Genomic DNA, 13,402 nt, shown 5'->3' with positions numbered 1-13,402 from the left:
TTCGCCTGATTGCTTTCTCTTCGCGAGCCATCCGCTGAACGATGGAAAAGGTTGCGGAAAAACGGGATAGGGAAATAAGGCCGGGCTTTGTCCTGTCGATCCTTCTGCACGTCCTGTTTGTCGCGATTTTTCTGCTGCCACTATTGCCGGCGCCGCCGGAGGCAAAGCCCGAGCAGAGCGTCAATGTCGAGCTGGTGCCGCAGCAGGAGGAAAAGCAGGAGCTTGCGACGAAGGCGAACGAGAAGCCCGACCAACCTCCCACGCCCACGCCGAGACCCGACGAAAAGCCGGCGCAGCAGACGGCGGAGGCTCAACAGGAGCCGCAGCAGCCTCAGGGAAAGAAGTCGGATGAGCAGCCGCCAAAGCAATCCGACCCTCAGGGCAAGGAGCCGGCTGAGAAGCCTCCGGCCAAACCCGATGAGGCCAAGGCTGATAAGCCGGTAGAGCAGGCCGAAAAGCCCGCAGCCAAACCAGACGATCCCGGCGCTGAGAAGCCCGTCGAGAAGGCCGAGCAACAGCCCTCGGCTACCGAGACGCCCCTTCCGGATATGAAGGGCGATCAGAAGGACGCAAATACCACGCAGCAGGCTGACGCGTCGGAGCAGCCGAGCGATACGGCCGAGCAACAAGCGGAGGCTCAGGCTCAAGCAGCTGCGGCTGCTGCGCAAGCTCAGGCCCAGGCACAGGCGGCGCAACAGACGCAGGAAGCCCAACAACAGGCCGACTCCAGAGATCAGCCGGCGGATGCGGCTCAGCAGCCGGCAAGCGACGCGACCGCCAAAGCCTCCTCCACCGCACCCGATGTCCTGGCGACCAACGAGCCATCGGATTCGCAGGTGCAGCAGCCACAGGTGCCGCCGAGCGATCCGAATGACCTGCAGGCACAAGCCGCTGCGCAGCCGCCATCATCCGATCCGCAGCAGCTGTCTCCCGCCGAGCAGGCCAAGGATGAGGCGAAGGACCCGCCACAGATCGTCGTTCCGGCGGTAAAGCCATCGCAGCAAAGCTCGCAGAGCCAGTCCGCTTCGAGCAGCCAAGGCGAGCCGACGAGCGGCACGGCATTGGTTGCCGAGCCGCCAGTGCCTAAATCGATTGCGCCGAAGAGAGCCATTCAAGCCAAGAAGCTCTATTCGAGTGCCGAGATGGCGCGCTTGTCGAAGAGCGAATACGACGCCTGGAAGAAACTGCCGCGACGGCAGCGTGTCGCCTACCTATGCAATTCGGAGGAAAAACTTCAATATCGCCATGATTTGCAGGCCGTCGGCTATGTGAATTCCGCATTGTCGCAGGCAATGGTTTCCGATGCTACCTTGTTTGGTGACGGCGTCGCCGTGCAGACTCCCAATGGCTGGCAGAGGGTAGCATTCACCTGTGAGGTCGATAGCGATGCACTGAAAGTCACCGCGTTTTCCTACACTGTCAGAGGGCGTGTTCCTCCGAGCCAGCTCGATAAGCTAGGCTTTCTTGGAAATTGATCGGCAGGATCGCCTCGCGCGTCCGGTTGAAACAATAGTTTATTCCCCACCCAATCGAAATTCAGCCCATTTCATCATACAATTGCCTGTATCTCACTGATTCAGTGTCCTCCCATCGCATTTTTCTCAAGATTCCGATGTCCTCGATTACAGCCGATTCCAGTTCCGCGGCCGCGGGCCGCTCCACATTGCGCGGTGTCCTTGTGGCATTCGCGTCCTATGCCGTCTTTGCCTTCAGTGACGCCTCGATCAAGATCCTGCATGGGGTGATCCCCTCCTATCAGGTCGCCTTCATCGGCGCGTTGTTCGGCCTTGCCGCCGTGCCGTTTCTGAAGAAGCGGGAGGATGGCTGGCTCGATATGGTGAGGACGTCGAATCGTCCCTTGTGGCTGCTCCGTTTCGTCTGCGGCGCGACCGGCGCCATCTGCTCCGTCATCGCCTTCACCATGCTGCCGATGGCGGAAGCCTTTGCGCTGCTGTTTCTCTTGCCGTCCTTCGTGACCATTCTCTCGGTGATCTTTCTCAAGGAGGATGTGCGCTGGCAGCGCTGGACCGCGGTCATTCTCGGCTTCGTCGGTGTGCTGATCGTGCTGCGCCCGGGCTTTCGCGAGCTTTCCGTCGGACATCTCTGCGCGGCGATCGGCGGTCTTGCGGCAGCAATCTCCATCGTCATCAACCGCGCGCTCGGCTCGAAGGAGAAGCGCATTTCGCTCTATGGGGCGGGCCTTTTCGGAACGCTCATCGTCAGCGGCTTCCTCATGCTCTCCGAAGTCACAATGCCGACGCCGACGCAGTGGATATTCCTCGCGAGCTATGGCTTGCTTGGCGCATTCGGCAACGTTCTGCTGTTGACCGCCGCGCAGATGGCGCCGGCCAATCTGGTCGCGCCGCCGCAATATAGCCAGATGCTCTGGGCGATCGCCTTCGGCTACCTGTTGTTCAATGACAGTATCGACACGCCGATGGCTCTCGGTATCGTCCTCATCATCTTTTCCGGTCTGCTGACGCTGGCGCGGGAGCGCAAGCGCGGCACGCCGCTGCCGACCGCAGTTGCCGGCAATACGCAGGCGGCATTGGCGACGGCAGAGGATGAAAAAGGGGGCGGAGGCGCTTAAAGCGTTGATTCCAGATTGTTGGCGAGCAACATTGCCGCATTGGAGGCGATGCCATCGCTGGCGTGGCGATACTGGCGGTATGGAAGGCGATATTGATGAAGTCAGGCCAATTCCGAATATACCGCTCTCGCCTTGCCGGCATCGAGGCAGTCCGGGCCGAAACCGGCCACAGCTTCCCCAAGCATACGCATGATCAGTTCGGCATTGGGGTTGTCGAGGCTGGCGCGCAGGTTTCACTCAGCGGGCGAGGGATGGTGCAGGCCGAGGCCGGGGACGTCATCAGTGTCAACCCGAACGAGGTGCATGACGGCATGCCTGTCGGCGAAAGCCGCGCCTGGTCCATGCTCTATTTCGATCCCCGGCTGATTGGCGATCTGTTGCGCGATGTCAGTGAAGGCAAGTTCGGTGCGATGGAATTCCCGTCGCCTGTCATGCGTGATTGCAAGATGGCCGGGCAATTCAAGGCCCTGTTTTCGCTCCTAATTGAAGAGGTGACTGAGGGTTCCCTCTTGCGGGATGGGCTGCTGCTGTCGCTCCTCGCTGCCGTGATGCGTGAAGGAACGGGCGGTTTGCGTGCGGATGCCGTTCCGGCTGATATCAACCGGGCGTGTGAGCTGATCGATGACGATCCTGCTGCTCCCCTGACCCTTGCCGAGCTGGCGGAGTTGTGCGGCTTGAGCCACTTCCGGTTCCTGCGTGCTTTCACCAGGGCGACGGGTCTGACGCCCCATGCCTACCTCATGCAGCGCCGCATTAACGAAGCACGGCGGCTGATTGCGGCCGGCACATCCCTCGCGGAAGCGGCCTTTGCCAGCGGCTTTTCCGACCAGAGCCACATGACGCGCCTTTTCGTCCGCAATTTCGGCGTTTCGCCCGGCGCCTATGCGGCCGCCATCGGCTGAAGCTTCTGCAATTTTATTCAAGACCGGAGGACGATGACGGGGTTTTCTGCTGCGCCAAGCAGATACCCATAAGGAGATGCCATGTTTTTCCGCCATTCGAACGAGATGTGGAGCGAGTTTCCCGAGCTGGTTCCCGGCGTGTTGTTCGCCGAAGGGATTACCTCGACTGTTGATGTCGGCGATCGGATCGCCGGATATCATGCGATCGCCGCAGATCGGCTGATGCAAGGCCCTGAGGGCGAGATGGCAGAAATCCAGGCCTGGCGGCGGAGTTTCTCCAAGATGGGCCTGAAGCCGACGCAATATCGCTGTGCATCCGAAGCTCTCTTGCGCCGCTTTCGCCAGGAAGGGTCGTTGCCGCGGCTGCATCCGCTTGTCGACCTCTGCAATGCCATTTCGATCGCTTTCGCCATTCCCATCGCTGTTTTCGATCTCGCGAAAATATCTGGCGATCTCGAAGTGCGGCATGCGAGTGGTAGCGAATCCTATTTGACCTTTTCCGGTGAGACGGAGCATCCCGAGGCGAGGGAGGTGATCTTTGCCGATGGAGCAGGGCAGGCGCATGCCCGACGCTGGACCAATCGCCAAAGTGGCCTGTCGGCGGTACGCAATGATACACATTCGGCGCTCATCGTCGCTGAGGCATTGCACGATTCGGCAGGTAGCGATGTTGCGACGCTGATCGACGCGATCGCTGCGGAATTGGCAGCCATCTGGTCGATCGAGGCCAGGCAGGGGCTTCTCGGCCCGTCTTCACCGCGATTTGATCTGTCGTCCGCGATGAATTTGCAACTGCAGCAAAAACCAGATTGACAGAAGGCGTGTTCAGGCAGAGCAGGGACTGTAGAATTTCCGACTGTTGAGAAGCATGTCTGCGAGCGTCCGTACCGGCAGACGAAGAAGGCTCATGGATACCCTGCAGAACCTTGACCGGCCAAGCGTGCTCGGTCACCCCGGCTATCGTTCGTTCGCTGCGTCGCGTGTCTTTTCCTCGATAGGTTTTCAGTCGGTGACTGTTGCCATGGGCTGGATGATCTACGACCAGACCCATAGCGCCTTCTTTCTTGGCCTCGTCGGCTTCTGCCAGTTTCTGCCGATGGTCATCCTTACCTTCGTTGTCGGCCATGTCGCCGATCGGTTCGACCGGCGCCGCATCGGTCTTGCCTGCCAATTGATCGAGGCGCTGACGGCGCTGGTATTGGCTGTCGCCGTCTGGCAGCATTGGATAGGGCCTGCCGGCATCCTGGCCGCCGTTGCGGTCATGGGTGCGGCGACGGCCTTCGAGCGTCCGACCATGGCGGCGCTTTTGCCGAACATCGTGCCGTCGTCGCTGCTGCAGGTTGCCATCGCGACCTCGACCTCGATGATGCAGACGGCTTTCATCATCGGGCCGTCGCTCGGCGGTCTGCTCTATGGTGCTAGCCCTGTCGCACCGTTTGCCGTTTCCGCTGCACTTTATGTTATTGCGAGCATCAACGTCATATCGATCCAGGTCGAACGGGAGCAGCCGTCGTCGCGCGAGCCGGTAACGCTGAGTTCAGTCTTTGCCGGCGTCTCCTTTATCAAGAGCCGTCCGGTCATGTTGGGGACGATCTCGCTTGATCTCTTCGCGGTGCTGCTGGGCGGAGCCACGGCGCTGCTGCCGATGTTTGCGCGCGATATTCTGCATGCCGGACCCTGGGGATTGGGCTTGCTGCGTGCTGCCCCGGCGATCGGCGCACTTGTCATGTCGATCTGGCTGGCACGCCGGCCGCTGCAGAGCGATGTCGGCAAGAAGATGCTGTTTGCCGTGCTCATCTTCGGGGTCGCGACTATCATCTTCTCGCTGTCGAGCAACATCGTCCTTTCGGTCGCCGCGCTCTTCGTTGTCGGCGCTTCCGATACCGTCAGCGTCGTTGTGCGCAGTTCGCTCGTGCAGCTCTTGACGCCCGATGCCATGCGCGGCCGCGTCAACGCCGTGAATTCGCTCTTCATCGGCACATCCAACCAGCTCGGTGAATTCGAGTCGGGGATGCTTGCCGGTGCACTTGGACCTGTGTTGACCGGCATTGTTGGCGGCGTCGGGACCATTGTCGTGGTGCTGCTCTGGATGCGTCTCTTTCCGGACCTGACCAGAGTAAAGACGCTCAGAGGCTAGCGACGTCTATCATTGGGGCGCTCTTCCATAGGGTTGCTCATCCCTACATCCCGCAGCAGATGTTGGTTTGCCTGAGATAGCATGTCTCGCTTCCGGCCGCCTTCGATATGCGATCGTCGTTCCGTGCCGCCTTGTCGGATCAGGAGCCGCATGACCCAGTGTTGCAAGCTGTTAATATGAAGAATGTTCATCTATCTCTGACCTCGAAGTATTTCGTCAATAGAGAGATACGCCCCCAATATGGTGATGTATAATGAAACCTTGCGCTATGAAGCATGAGGGATTTTCATGGGAAAGAGACCGCTACCACCGCTCTCGGTGCTTCAGACATTCTGCGCCATTGCCGAGACCGGCGGCTTCGGTCGCGCCGCTGAGCGGATCGGGCAGACGCAGACGGCCGTCAGCCATCAGCTCGCGCAGCTCGAAGGATGGATCGGAGGGCGGTTGTTCGACAGAGGCCGAAACGGCGCGCGGCTGACGCCCCTGGGCGCCCGCCTGCATCCCGCAGTTGCCGGTACGATTTTCGAATTGGAAACGGCGCTTTATCATGCGCGTGCGAGTATTTCGGTTCGCAGCGTTGCGGTCTCCGTCTCACCAGAATTTTCCAGCCAGTGGCTGGCGGTGCGCTTGCCGGATTTCTGCCAGCATCATCCGGAGATCGAGGTAAAGATGGCCGTGGGTTATCAGCGTCCGGATTTCCAGCCTGGTGGCGTCGATCTGGCGATCTGGCTCGGCCGCGCCGAAACTGGTCTCACGCAGGAGGAGCTGCTGACGGATGAGGAGCTTGTCGTCAGTTCACCCGATTTATCCGCGCGACTGCCGCCGCGCCAAGCCATAAGGGCTGCTCCGCTTCTGCGATATGCCGGGATGCCGCATACGAGCCTCGACTGGCAGCGCTGGTACGAGCAGATCACCAGTGGGCTGGATGGCGAAGCGAATCCGCATTTCGACATTGCACGGGCAGTCGAGGAGGCACCCTTGTTCAATTCCCTCGCGGAGATGCTGGAGGCTTGCCGGCAGGGCCGTGGCTTCGCTCTCGTCCGAAGCTCGCTGGTGGCACGCGATCTCGCCGAGAAAAAGCTGGTCAGATGTTTTGTGGAAGTGCAGCCGGCTGCCGTCAGCTACAATCTGGTCTATCCGCCGAATGCCCTGTTGAACCCGGCCGCGGCTCTATTCCGCAGCTGGCTGCTCTCGCAGGTCCGGTCGCCAAGCTAGCACAGGATGTCCGTCAATCGCTCAGCCGGATGAGGCCGGCCTCAGTGGGAGCAAAACCGAGCCTTCGATAAAAGCCGGTGAGATGCGGTTCGAAATCGACATGCAGCCATTCCGCGCCGCGTTCGCGGGCCAGAATTTTCGCGCGCTCGACCAGAGCGCTTGCGATACCTCTTCGCCGAAAATCCGGATCGACGCAGGTGTCGAGAATGAAGGCATGAATGCCACCGTCCCACGCGACATTGACGAAACCCACTAGCCTTGCGCCCGCGAATGCACCCACATGCGCGAGGTTTCGGGAGAGAATGGGCTGAAAATCCCGCGGAGAGGGGCTGTTCCATGCGGTTGCCCACAGGGCATTGAGCGCCTCATTTTCGAGCTTCGGATCATTCTGGTATTCTATCGTCATTGGCAATCCTCCGCGGGATCGTTCAGTGAATTCGGTATCGTTTCGGACCGGCGAGATGGTGTGCGGGAAATATCCACAGCCAATGTCGGATCTGGTTGCCGTCAATCGTCCTTTAAAAGTGAACATAGAACAGAGGAGGCAGAAATGTCCTATGTCGATGGTTTCATCCTTGCCGTGCCGAAAGACAAGATTGAAGCATACAAGGCGCAAGCGCGCCGGGCCGGGGATGTCTGGCGGGAGCATGGCGCGCTCAGCTATGTCGAGGCCATAGGCGACGATGTGCCCTATGGCGAACTCACGTCTTTTCCGCGTGCCGTGCAGGCAACGGAAGACGAGATCGTGGTGTTCTCATGGATCACCTACGAATCGCGGGAGAGCCGTGATGCGATATTGGCGAAGGTCATGGCCGATCCGCGTTTGAAGGACGACATGGAAAACATGCCCTTTGATGGCAAACGCATGATCTACGGCGGCTTCAAGATCGCCATTGAGCTATAATCCGGAGCAGTGGCCGGACTTGACATTCAGGCCACTGCGCCCGACCTGATGCGGATCGCAATCGCCATGCTCGGGGAATGCCATGCCACAAACCGTTGTCACGCTCTCGACCCATGGCCAGGGGCTCTACGAATTCACCGATAAGGCGACGGAATTTGTTCGTACCGCGGCGCCCGGTGGCGAAGGGCTTCTGACTGTTTTCGTCCGCCACACTTCCTGTTCCCTCCTTATTCAGGAAAACGCCGATCCTGATGTGAAGACTGATCTCAAGGCCTTCTTCAGCCGGCTCGTGCCGCCATCGTCCGATCCCTCGATGCGCTGGATCGTGCACACGATGGAGGGACCGGACGATATGCCGGCGCATATCAAGGCGGCGCTGATGCAGGTCTCGATCGGCATTCCGGTGATGCACGGCCGGCTGGTGCTCGGCACCTGGCAGGGCATCTATCTCTTCGAGCATCGCGACCGGCCGCATCGGCGCGAAATCGTGCTGCACCTTTCCAGCTGATCTCCGGTATTTTTGCGTCAACCGGTTGTTAACTGTCATGAATACAATCTGAACGGACAATTCGCGTTCGGTTCAGCTTGGCCGACCTAACGTGGCCTCAATCCCAAAGGTATTGGCCGATACGGGATTGTAACGATCCGTAGCAAGGATTTGAAGGAGAAGCACCATGACCAATCTTTTCGCCAAGGCAGGTATTGCAGCCATCATCGCGCTCGGTGCCATTTCCGCAACGGCCGTCACGGCCTCCGCCAACGATTTCCACCCGGGTATCCAGGAGGCTCGTTATGACCATGGACATGGACGCGGTCGCATGTGCTCGCCGCGCCTCGCCGTCGAGAAAGCACGCGACATGGGCCTGCGCCGTGCCCGCATCGACAATGTCACGCCGCGCCGCGTTGTTGTCGAAGGGTTCGGTCGTCGGGGTCCTGATCGCGTTGTCTTCGCCAATGCACCGGGTTGCCCACTGATCCGCCGCTGATCGCAGCGCTCCCCCAAGTTTTCCACATCTATTCGATGGATTCGAAGCCGCTTCCGAAAGGGAGGCGGCTTTATTTTTTATGTTGTGCTATTATTGGGCGTCTGGTTTCCCTTTAGCGTTCAATGTAGCTGAATAGTGGATGAATGCCTGATTCTGGGCTCATTCAGCATAGCGCCGTTACCTCTCGGGCACTCGCTCAGCAAATATTGCAGGCATGAGAGAGAAGCCTTCTGCTTCATGGAGAACATAATGAAACAAATGTTGGCAAGGTTGGGGGTCGCCGCCTGCGTCGCAGTGACTGCGTTGTCGGGCACGGTGGATTTTGCCGCCGCACAGGGTGTGGATATCTATGTCAACCCGGGCCGTCATCGCCCCCCACCGCCGGATTATGATCGCCCGCCGCCGCGCTTTGATCGTCGTGGCTGTGATCCTCGGCAGGCCGTGGATGTTGCTCGCAGCTATGGTCTGCGCCGCGCCCGCGTCGTGGACGTGACGCCGCGCCGCGTCGTCGTTGATGGTTTCGGCCGGCGCGGGCCGGATACGATGATGTTTGCCAATGTTCGCGGTTGCCCGCTGCTAGGCCGCTGATAGGCAAAGCGGGCGCCTGAGGCGCCCGCTTTTCATTTTCTGACCTTTTCGCCTTTTTGGCGGGGGCCGCGGAACCGCTCTTTGCTCGACCTTATTGGATTTGAGCGAAGGGCGGTTTTGTTTTGGCTATTGCTGGATCGCGTAGGTGATGCTCACCGATGCGTTATATTCGTTCTCGCCGGTTGCGACGGGAACGGCTTTGTCCATCGGCGCGGATGCGGCCATGGCGCGCATGTAGGGCTGCGGCGGCGTTGCAACGCCACCCTCGTGGATGGCAACGACGCGACCAAGCTTGACGCCGGCGGCATCGGTCAGGGTTTTCGCCTTGGCCGCAGCATCGGCGACCGCCTTCTTGCGCGCTTCTTCAAGCGCGGAATCCGGCTTGTCGTTGGTGAACTCGATATTGCCGCCCTGATTGATGCCGAGCTTGACGGCCTGATCGAGCAAGCTACCGAGCTTGGAGAGGTCACGCACACGAATGGTCAGGCCGTTGGTCACCTGATAGCCGGTCAGAACCGGTGGCTGGTTATGGCCGTCCTTGTCGTTCGGATAGGTATATTGCGGCTGAATGGAAAAGCCGGAGGTCTGCAGGTCGCGCTCGGCGATGCCGCTCTCCTTCAACGTCGCCAAAACGGCGCCCATGGCCTTGTTGTTCTGATCGAGCGCATCCTGGGCCGCCTTCGCCTGCTGGACAACCGACAGCGTCACCACGGCCATGTCGGGTGCAATGGTTGCATGTCCCTCGCCGGTGACGGTGATGACCGCCTCGCGCGGCTTGGCATCTTCGGCAAAAGCTCCAGCCGCAGGCACGAAGAAAGTGGCGCTGACAAGAGCGGCAAGAGCAAAATCTCTGGTTTTCGTCAGAAGCATGGTTCGTTCCTTGGTTGATAATCCCTCGAGATCCGCTTTTGCGGATTGATTGTGAAGGTATTACGGCAGTCCCTTGTCGGAAAACAGAAATTGGGTTAGAGCCAAGTCGTCTTCGGGGAACCATTGCTCCGGAGTCGCGAGCGCGGAGTCTTTTCTTGCGCCGGGCCTGTAGCTCAATGGTTAGAGCCGGCGGCTCATAACCGCTTGGTTGGGGGTTCGAGTCCCTCCGGGCCCACCATTTCCCCTATATATTTAGCCGGCATCAAACCCTGGGTGATACGCAACGGCGCCAATGGGCGGTGTTCCCTTGAATACGATCCGTTGAAAATATTCGGGCGGCACGTCGGCGTATCGCAGAGCGGGATCACTCACGAAACCGAAGCGGATGTAATAATGCGGATCTCCGAGAACGACGCAGCCGCTTGCGCCCCGTTCTCTGAGCTGCGCCAGCCCGCTTTCGATCAGCTGCTTTCCGATACCTTGTCCCTGCCGGTTGGGTCGGACCGATACAGGCCCGAGGCCGAACCATCCCGGAATTCCAGACCCGATCGTGACAGGGGAAAATGCCAGGTGGCCGACGATCTCGCCACTACTATTATCGAGAGCGACGAGGGAAAGGGTCAGCGCACCGGCAGTTCGCAGAGCGTCAACGATCGCTGCCTCCGTGCCGGAGCTATGCGCCGCGCCCTTGAATGCTGCGGTGATGATTTGGCGAATGTCATCGATATCCTCAGGCTTTTCCGCACGCAAAGTAATCAAGACTATCGACCTTCCGCATGAATGAGTTCGGATTGGCTCTTCAGTAGCACAGTCATGCATCTCCAAAGCAGGCTGCAAAAGCGATTTACGAGATCAAGCTATAAGTGTCGCTTGGTCTCGCAATTACTGTGATCAAGCCCAAGTGTTTGCTCGGTCGATTGATGAACGGTGCGGTGCCACAGATATAGCAGAAACTCGGAGTGTCATCGCCGCGTATATCCCGAAGAGCCTACCTGAAACGGGTCTGGAGATAGGGCATGTGCCTCTATTCAACCCGCCGCCTTTTCAGACCTTCGTGATATGGATCCCTGTGCCATTGCTCCTTGCTTGGAACGAGCGACAGCCATCTATCCATATCGAGAGCGGGATCGGCCTCGCGGATGCGGCGTACGAGCATGCGTGCCTCGTCCTGATGGCCCAGCATCGCCAAGCTTGCCGCCGCGAGCCTGTCTGCGGGGCTGCGATCGATCATCTGGCTGATATAATCAAACGCGGTCTGGAATTGGCCGAGAGCATAATTTGCCCCGGTGGCCGTCCAAAGGTAGGAATCCGGATTGATGGGGTGGAGTTCCATCGCGCTGAATTTCTTCCAGAGCCAGACCGGGGCGGGAGACGTGGATCAGCGTGTCCACATGGTCGGCGACGACATCAGCGCGATACGGGCCGAGGACTTCTGCCATTTCCAACGCTTCCACGCTTTCTTCGATAGCTACGAGGAAGAGCTTGGCAATACCAAGTTCGCGATAGCCGCCCGGCAAGCCGTTGCGAATTGAGACAGCGCGCGCGGCAAAATCCTCTGCCGATTTCAGCAATTCGTCATCGCCGCCCGCAGTCAGCAGCCATTCCTACGACTAGGTACGGGCAACAGAGCTGAGTGCCGGTGCGAAGTCGACACTCTCGCTCAGCGCGGCTTTCAGCTCCTCGCGGGCGCGCCGCATGTTCGGCAGGGGCAAGCGATGGAGATATTGCTGTCCAACAAGATACTGACGGTAAGCGAGGGGGTTATCTTCGAAATGAGCACGCGCCATCTCATGACGCTCGACTTCCGCCGCGGCGGCGAGCACGATCTGTCGCGAGATTTCGTGCTTGTTGCGGGCAAGATCCAGCGTGGCGAAATTGAAGCGCTCCGCCCACAGGATCTCGCTGCCTGGCAGGGAGATGAGTCGTGTGAAAAGCGACAGGTCGTCATCCGGCCCGCTCAATTGGGTTTCCAGGACATAATTGATGTCATATCGCTCAGAAAGCGCAGTTTGGTCATCGGTCTGGCGGCTGATCTGGGTAGCGGAATAGGGGGCAATCACGCGCAGGCTGTGTAGGGCGCAAAAGCCGAGCGTGATGTCTTCGATGAGAGAAGAGACGATCATGGACGCAGCGCCGTCGGGGCTGTCGTTGTCTGGCGGCAGCAAGGCGAGGCGAGGTATGCGCAAGATGGGCTGCGTGGCGGCATCCTGCTCGGATACAGCGGTCGAATGCGTGGGAACGGCTGGTGTCGGAGCGCTAGGCCATGCCGCGAGGGCTGCTGACCATGGTGAGACGAGATCCTTACGCCGCGCGAATATACGTTTGAGCTGTTCGACGCCACCTTCTGCGTCAAATGCCTTCAGCAATATACGATGTGTGGCCTCGTCTTGCGGCTCGGCTTCGAAAAGAAGGAGAGCAGCCTCCTTGATGAGCGCGATATCGCCAGACGCGACCGGAAGCTTTACAGCGGCATGCAGCGTTTCCTTCAACGCGGTGAGGTGGCGTCTTCTTGCGCCCTCTCGCCAATCGATGAACGCTCTGGTTTGACAGTTGGCTCTTTCCAGAAATTTTAATTGAGCGCGCTCCGTTAAGGAGGCGAGGTGCTCGGCCGGATTCTTGGCCGGGCTTACGCTCATTGAGACAATATCGCTCGCGATCGAGCCATCTGCTAGGTGGATGCCGGTATCGTCAAAGGTCAGAAGTTCGATGTTCAAGTCCGATTGCCGGCTCTTGATACGAGAAACGAGCTTGCGAAGGTTCGTCAGCGAATTCGCCAAGTCACCTTCACCCCAGAGAAATCGCGCCATGCTTGTTCTGCTGACGGATTTGTTATCGTTCGCGAGCAGATAGGCAATAATCAGAAGCGCCTTCTTCGGAAACGCTATTTGGTGTTCGTCGCTATCCAAAAGAGCGATTTCACCAAAAGTTCTGAGTAAAAATTTCATCGCGCTTTCTATATTGCTTTAGATATATAATGGCCGTCGTCTTTCGAGGCTCCGCCTGGATAAACGCCGAAACGAAAGTGGAGTCGGTTATATATTTCTGATGCAAGGCATGAATATTTGCAAATTAACTATTCTCTTGCCTCTATTTTGAAAATTATTGTTGCATAAAAGCTTAGCTTTTCGGCTCCATTTCTCATGGGGCACGGCAGGCTGTTTCGCATATGAGCTCGCAGGGAAACCCTTCTGGCTGATTGAAGGATACCTT

At 58.9% G+C, this 13,402-nt stretch carries 16 protein-coding genes and 1 tRNA gene; 12 read left to right on the top strand and 5 right to left on the bottom strand.

The window, feature by feature from the left end; all coding sequences use genetic code 11:
- Window positions 1–41 precede the first annotated feature (41 nt).
- The 6 genes from GA0061100_RS02540 to GA0061100_RS02515 all read left to right on the top strand — a co-directional run bounded on the left by GA0061100_RS02540 (window position 42) and on the right by GA0061100_RS02515 (window position 6,844).
- Window positions 42–1,475: a DUF930 domain-containing protein gene (locus GA0061100_RS02540; RefSeq protein WP_075851029.1), complete on the top strand. Its 1,434-nt coding sequence runs from the start codon at window positions 42–44 to the stop codon at window positions 1,473–1,475.
- 137 nt (window positions 1,476–1,612) lie between these two features.
- The gene (locus GA0061100_RS02535; RefSeq protein WP_075851857.1) at window positions 1,613–2,590 is read left to right on the top strand and encodes a DMT family transporter; all 978 of its coding nucleotides are present in this window, start codon (window positions 1,613–1,615) and stop codon (window positions 2,588–2,590) included.
- A gap of 95 nt (window positions 2,591–2,685) precedes the next feature.
- On the top strand, window positions 2,686–3,492 hold the full coding sequence (locus tag GA0061100_RS02530) for an AraC family transcriptional regulator (RefSeq protein WP_075851028.1): 807 nt from the start codon (window positions 2,686–2,688) through the stop codon (window positions 3,490–3,492).
- A gap of 81 nt (window positions 3,493–3,573) precedes the next feature.
- Window positions 3,574–4,305, top strand: a complete 732-nt coding sequence (locus GA0061100_RS02525) for a B3/B4 domain-containing protein (protein WP_075851027.1) — start codon at window positions 3,574–3,576, stop codon at window positions 4,303–4,305.
- 94 nt (window positions 4,306–4,399) lie between these two features.
- Window positions 4,400–5,629, top strand: coding sequence for an MFS transporter (locus GA0061100_RS02520; protein ID WP_075851026.1), 1,230 nt, complete (start codon window positions 4,400–4,402; stop codon window positions 5,627–5,629).
- Between the two features lie 288 nt (window positions 5,630–5,917).
- Entirely contained in the window at window positions 5,918–6,844 is a 927-nt protein-coding gene (locus GA0061100_RS02515) for a LysR substrate-binding domain-containing protein (RefSeq protein WP_075851025.1), read from the top strand.
- A 13-nt stretch (window positions 6,845–6,857) separates the two neighbouring features.
- On the opposite strand, the gene GA0061100_RS02510 is transcribed toward GA0061100_RS02515, so the two are convergent.
- Window positions 6,858–7,250, bottom strand: a complete 393-nt coding sequence (locus GA0061100_RS02510; protein ID WP_075851024.1) for a GNAT family N-acetyltransferase — start codon at window positions 7,248–7,250, stop codon at window positions 6,858–6,860.
- Between the two features lie 144 nt (window positions 7,251–7,394).
- On the opposite strand from GA0061100_RS02510, the gene GA0061100_RS02505 reads away from it, so the two are divergent.
- From GA0061100_RS02505 to GA0061100_RS02490, 4 genes are all read left to right on the top strand, one after another.
- Entirely contained in the window at window positions 7,395–7,748 is a 354-nt protein-coding gene (locus GA0061100_RS02505) for a DUF1428 domain-containing protein (protein WP_075851023.1), read from the top strand.
- Between the two features lie 82 nt (window positions 7,749–7,830).
- Window positions 7,831–8,256 carry a secondary thiamine-phosphate synthase enzyme YjbQ gene (locus GA0061100_RS02500; protein ID WP_075851022.1) on the top strand — a complete coding sequence of 142 codons (426 nt, stop codon included), beginning with the start codon at window positions 7,831–7,833 and terminating at the stop codon, window positions 8,254–8,256.
- A gap of 166 nt (window positions 8,257–8,422) precedes the next feature.
- Window positions 8,423–8,734, top strand: a complete 312-nt coding sequence (locus GA0061100_RS02495; RefSeq protein ID WP_075851021.1) for a hypothetical protein — start codon at window positions 8,423–8,425, stop codon at window positions 8,732–8,734.
- Window positions 8,735–8,983: 249 nt separating this feature from the next.
- Window positions 8,984–9,322: a hypothetical protein gene (locus tag GA0061100_RS02490; protein ID WP_075851020.1), complete on the top strand. Its 339-nt coding sequence runs from the start codon at window positions 8,984–8,986 to the stop codon at window positions 9,320–9,322.
- 126 nt (window positions 9,323–9,448) lie between these two features.
- On the opposite strand, the gene GA0061100_RS02485 is transcribed toward GA0061100_RS02490, so the two are convergent.
- A complete protein-coding gene (locus tag GA0061100_RS02485; protein WP_075851019.1) occupies window positions 9,449–10,192 on the bottom strand; it encodes an SIMPL domain-containing protein in 744 nt (247 codons plus the stop codon).
- Between the two features lie 162 nt (window positions 10,193–10,354).
- On the opposite strand from GA0061100_RS02485, the gene GA0061100_RS02480 reads away from it, so the two are divergent.
- Window positions 10,355–10,430: transfer RNA gene (locus tag GA0061100_RS02480), tRNA-Ile, on the top strand.
- A gap of 14 nt (window positions 10,431–10,444) precedes the next feature.
- Here the strand turns inward: GA0061100_RS02480 and GA0061100_RS02475 are convergent.
- Together GA0061100_RS02475 and GA0061100_RS34065 are read right to left on the bottom strand one after the other, a co-directional pair.
- Window positions 10,445–10,948, bottom strand: a complete 504-nt coding sequence (locus GA0061100_RS02475; RefSeq protein ID WP_075851856.1) for a GNAT family N-acetyltransferase — start codon at window positions 10,946–10,948, stop codon at window positions 10,445–10,447.
- Window positions 10,949–11,216: 268 nt separating this feature from the next.
- A complete protein-coding gene (locus tag GA0061100_RS34065; RefSeq protein ID WP_083961258.1) occupies window positions 11,217–11,525 on the bottom strand; it encodes a hypothetical protein in 309 nt (102 codons plus the stop codon).
- Between GA0061100_RS34065 and GA0061100_RS34245 the strand changes: the two genes are divergently transcribed.
- Entirely contained in the window at window positions 11,509–11,724 is a 216-nt protein-coding gene (locus GA0061100_RS34245; protein ID WP_143525371.1) for a hypothetical protein, read from the top strand. The two genes, GA0061100_RS34065 and GA0061100_RS34245, sit on opposite strands and share 17 nt — an antisense overlap.
- A 78-nt stretch (window positions 11,725–11,802) precedes the next feature.
- Here GA0061100_RS34245 and GA0061100_RS02470 read toward each other — a convergent pair whose 3' ends face one another.
- A complete protein-coding gene (locus GA0061100_RS02470) occupies window positions 11,803–13,137 on the bottom strand; it encodes a hypothetical protein (RefSeq protein WP_143525370.1) in 1,335 nt (444 codons plus the stop codon).
- Window positions 13,138–13,402 lie beyond the last annotated feature (265 nt).

It is taken from the genome of Martinezella hainanensis (genome assembly GCF_900094555.1).
Lineage (GTDB): Bacteria > Pseudomonadota > Alphaproteobacteria > Rhizobiales > Rhizobiaceae > Rhizobium > Rhizobium hainanense.
This window is presented reverse-complemented; position numbering and strand designations above follow the sequence as displayed.

Bases quoted from the DNA above. Each gene is read 5' to 3' on its own strand.
- GA0061100_RS02530 (WP_075851028.1), top strand. From the start codon at position 2,686: ATGAAGTCAGGCCAATTCCGAATATACCGCTCTCGCCTTGCCGGCATC.
- GA0061100_RS02520 (WP_075851026.1), top strand. From the start codon at position 4,400: ATGGATACCCTGCAGAACCTTGACCGGCCAAGCGTGCTCGGTCACCCC.
- GA0061100_RS02515 (WP_075851025.1), top strand. From the start codon at position 5,918: ATGGGAAAGAGACCGCTACCACCGCTCTCGGTGCTTCAGACATTCTGC.
- GA0061100_RS02495 (WP_075851021.1), top strand. From the start codon at position 8,423: ATGACCAATCTTTTCGCCAAGGCAGGTATTGCAGCCATCATCGCGCTC.
- GA0061100_RS02470 (WP_143525370.1), bottom strand. From the start codon at position 13,137: ATGAAATTTTTACTCAGAACTTTTGGTGAAATCGCTCTTTTGGATAGC.
- GA0061100_RS02535 (WP_075851857.1), top strand. From the start codon at position 1,613: ATGTCCTCGATTACAGCCGATTCCAGTTCCGCGGCCGCGGGCCGCTCC.
- GA0061100_RS02540 (WP_075851029.1), top strand. From the start codon at position 42: ATGGAAAAGGTTGCGGAAAAACGGGATAGGGAAATAAGGCCGGGCTTT.
- GA0061100_RS02505 (WP_075851023.1), top strand. From the start codon at position 7,395: ATGTCCTATGTCGATGGTTTCATCCTTGCCGTGCCGAAAGACAAGATT.
- GA0061100_RS02485 (WP_075851019.1), bottom strand. From the start codon at position 10,192: ATGCTTCTGACGAAAACCAGAGATTTTGCTCTTGCCGCTCTTGTCAGC.
- GA0061100_RS34065 (WP_083961258.1), bottom strand. From the start codon at position 11,525: ATGGAACTCCACCCCATCAATCCGGATTCCTACCTTTGGACGGCCACC.
- GA0061100_RS02500 (WP_075851022.1), top strand. From the start codon at position 7,831: ATGCCACAAACCGTTGTCACGCTCTCGACCCATGGCCAGGGGCTCTAC.
- GA0061100_RS02490 (WP_075851020.1), top strand. From the start codon at position 8,984: ATGAAACAAATGTTGGCAAGGTTGGGGGTCGCCGCCTGCGTCGCAGTG.
- GA0061100_RS34245 (WP_143525371.1), top strand. From the start codon at position 11,509: ATGGGGTGGAGTTCCATCGCGCTGAATTTCTTCCAGAGCCAGACCGGG.
- GA0061100_RS02525 (WP_075851027.1), top strand. From the start codon at position 3,574: ATGTTTTTCCGCCATTCGAACGAGATGTGGAGCGAGTTTCCCGAGCTG.
- GA0061100_RS02510 (WP_075851024.1), bottom strand. From the start codon at position 7,250: ATGACGATAGAATACCAGAATGATCCGAAGCTCGAAAATGAGGCGCTC.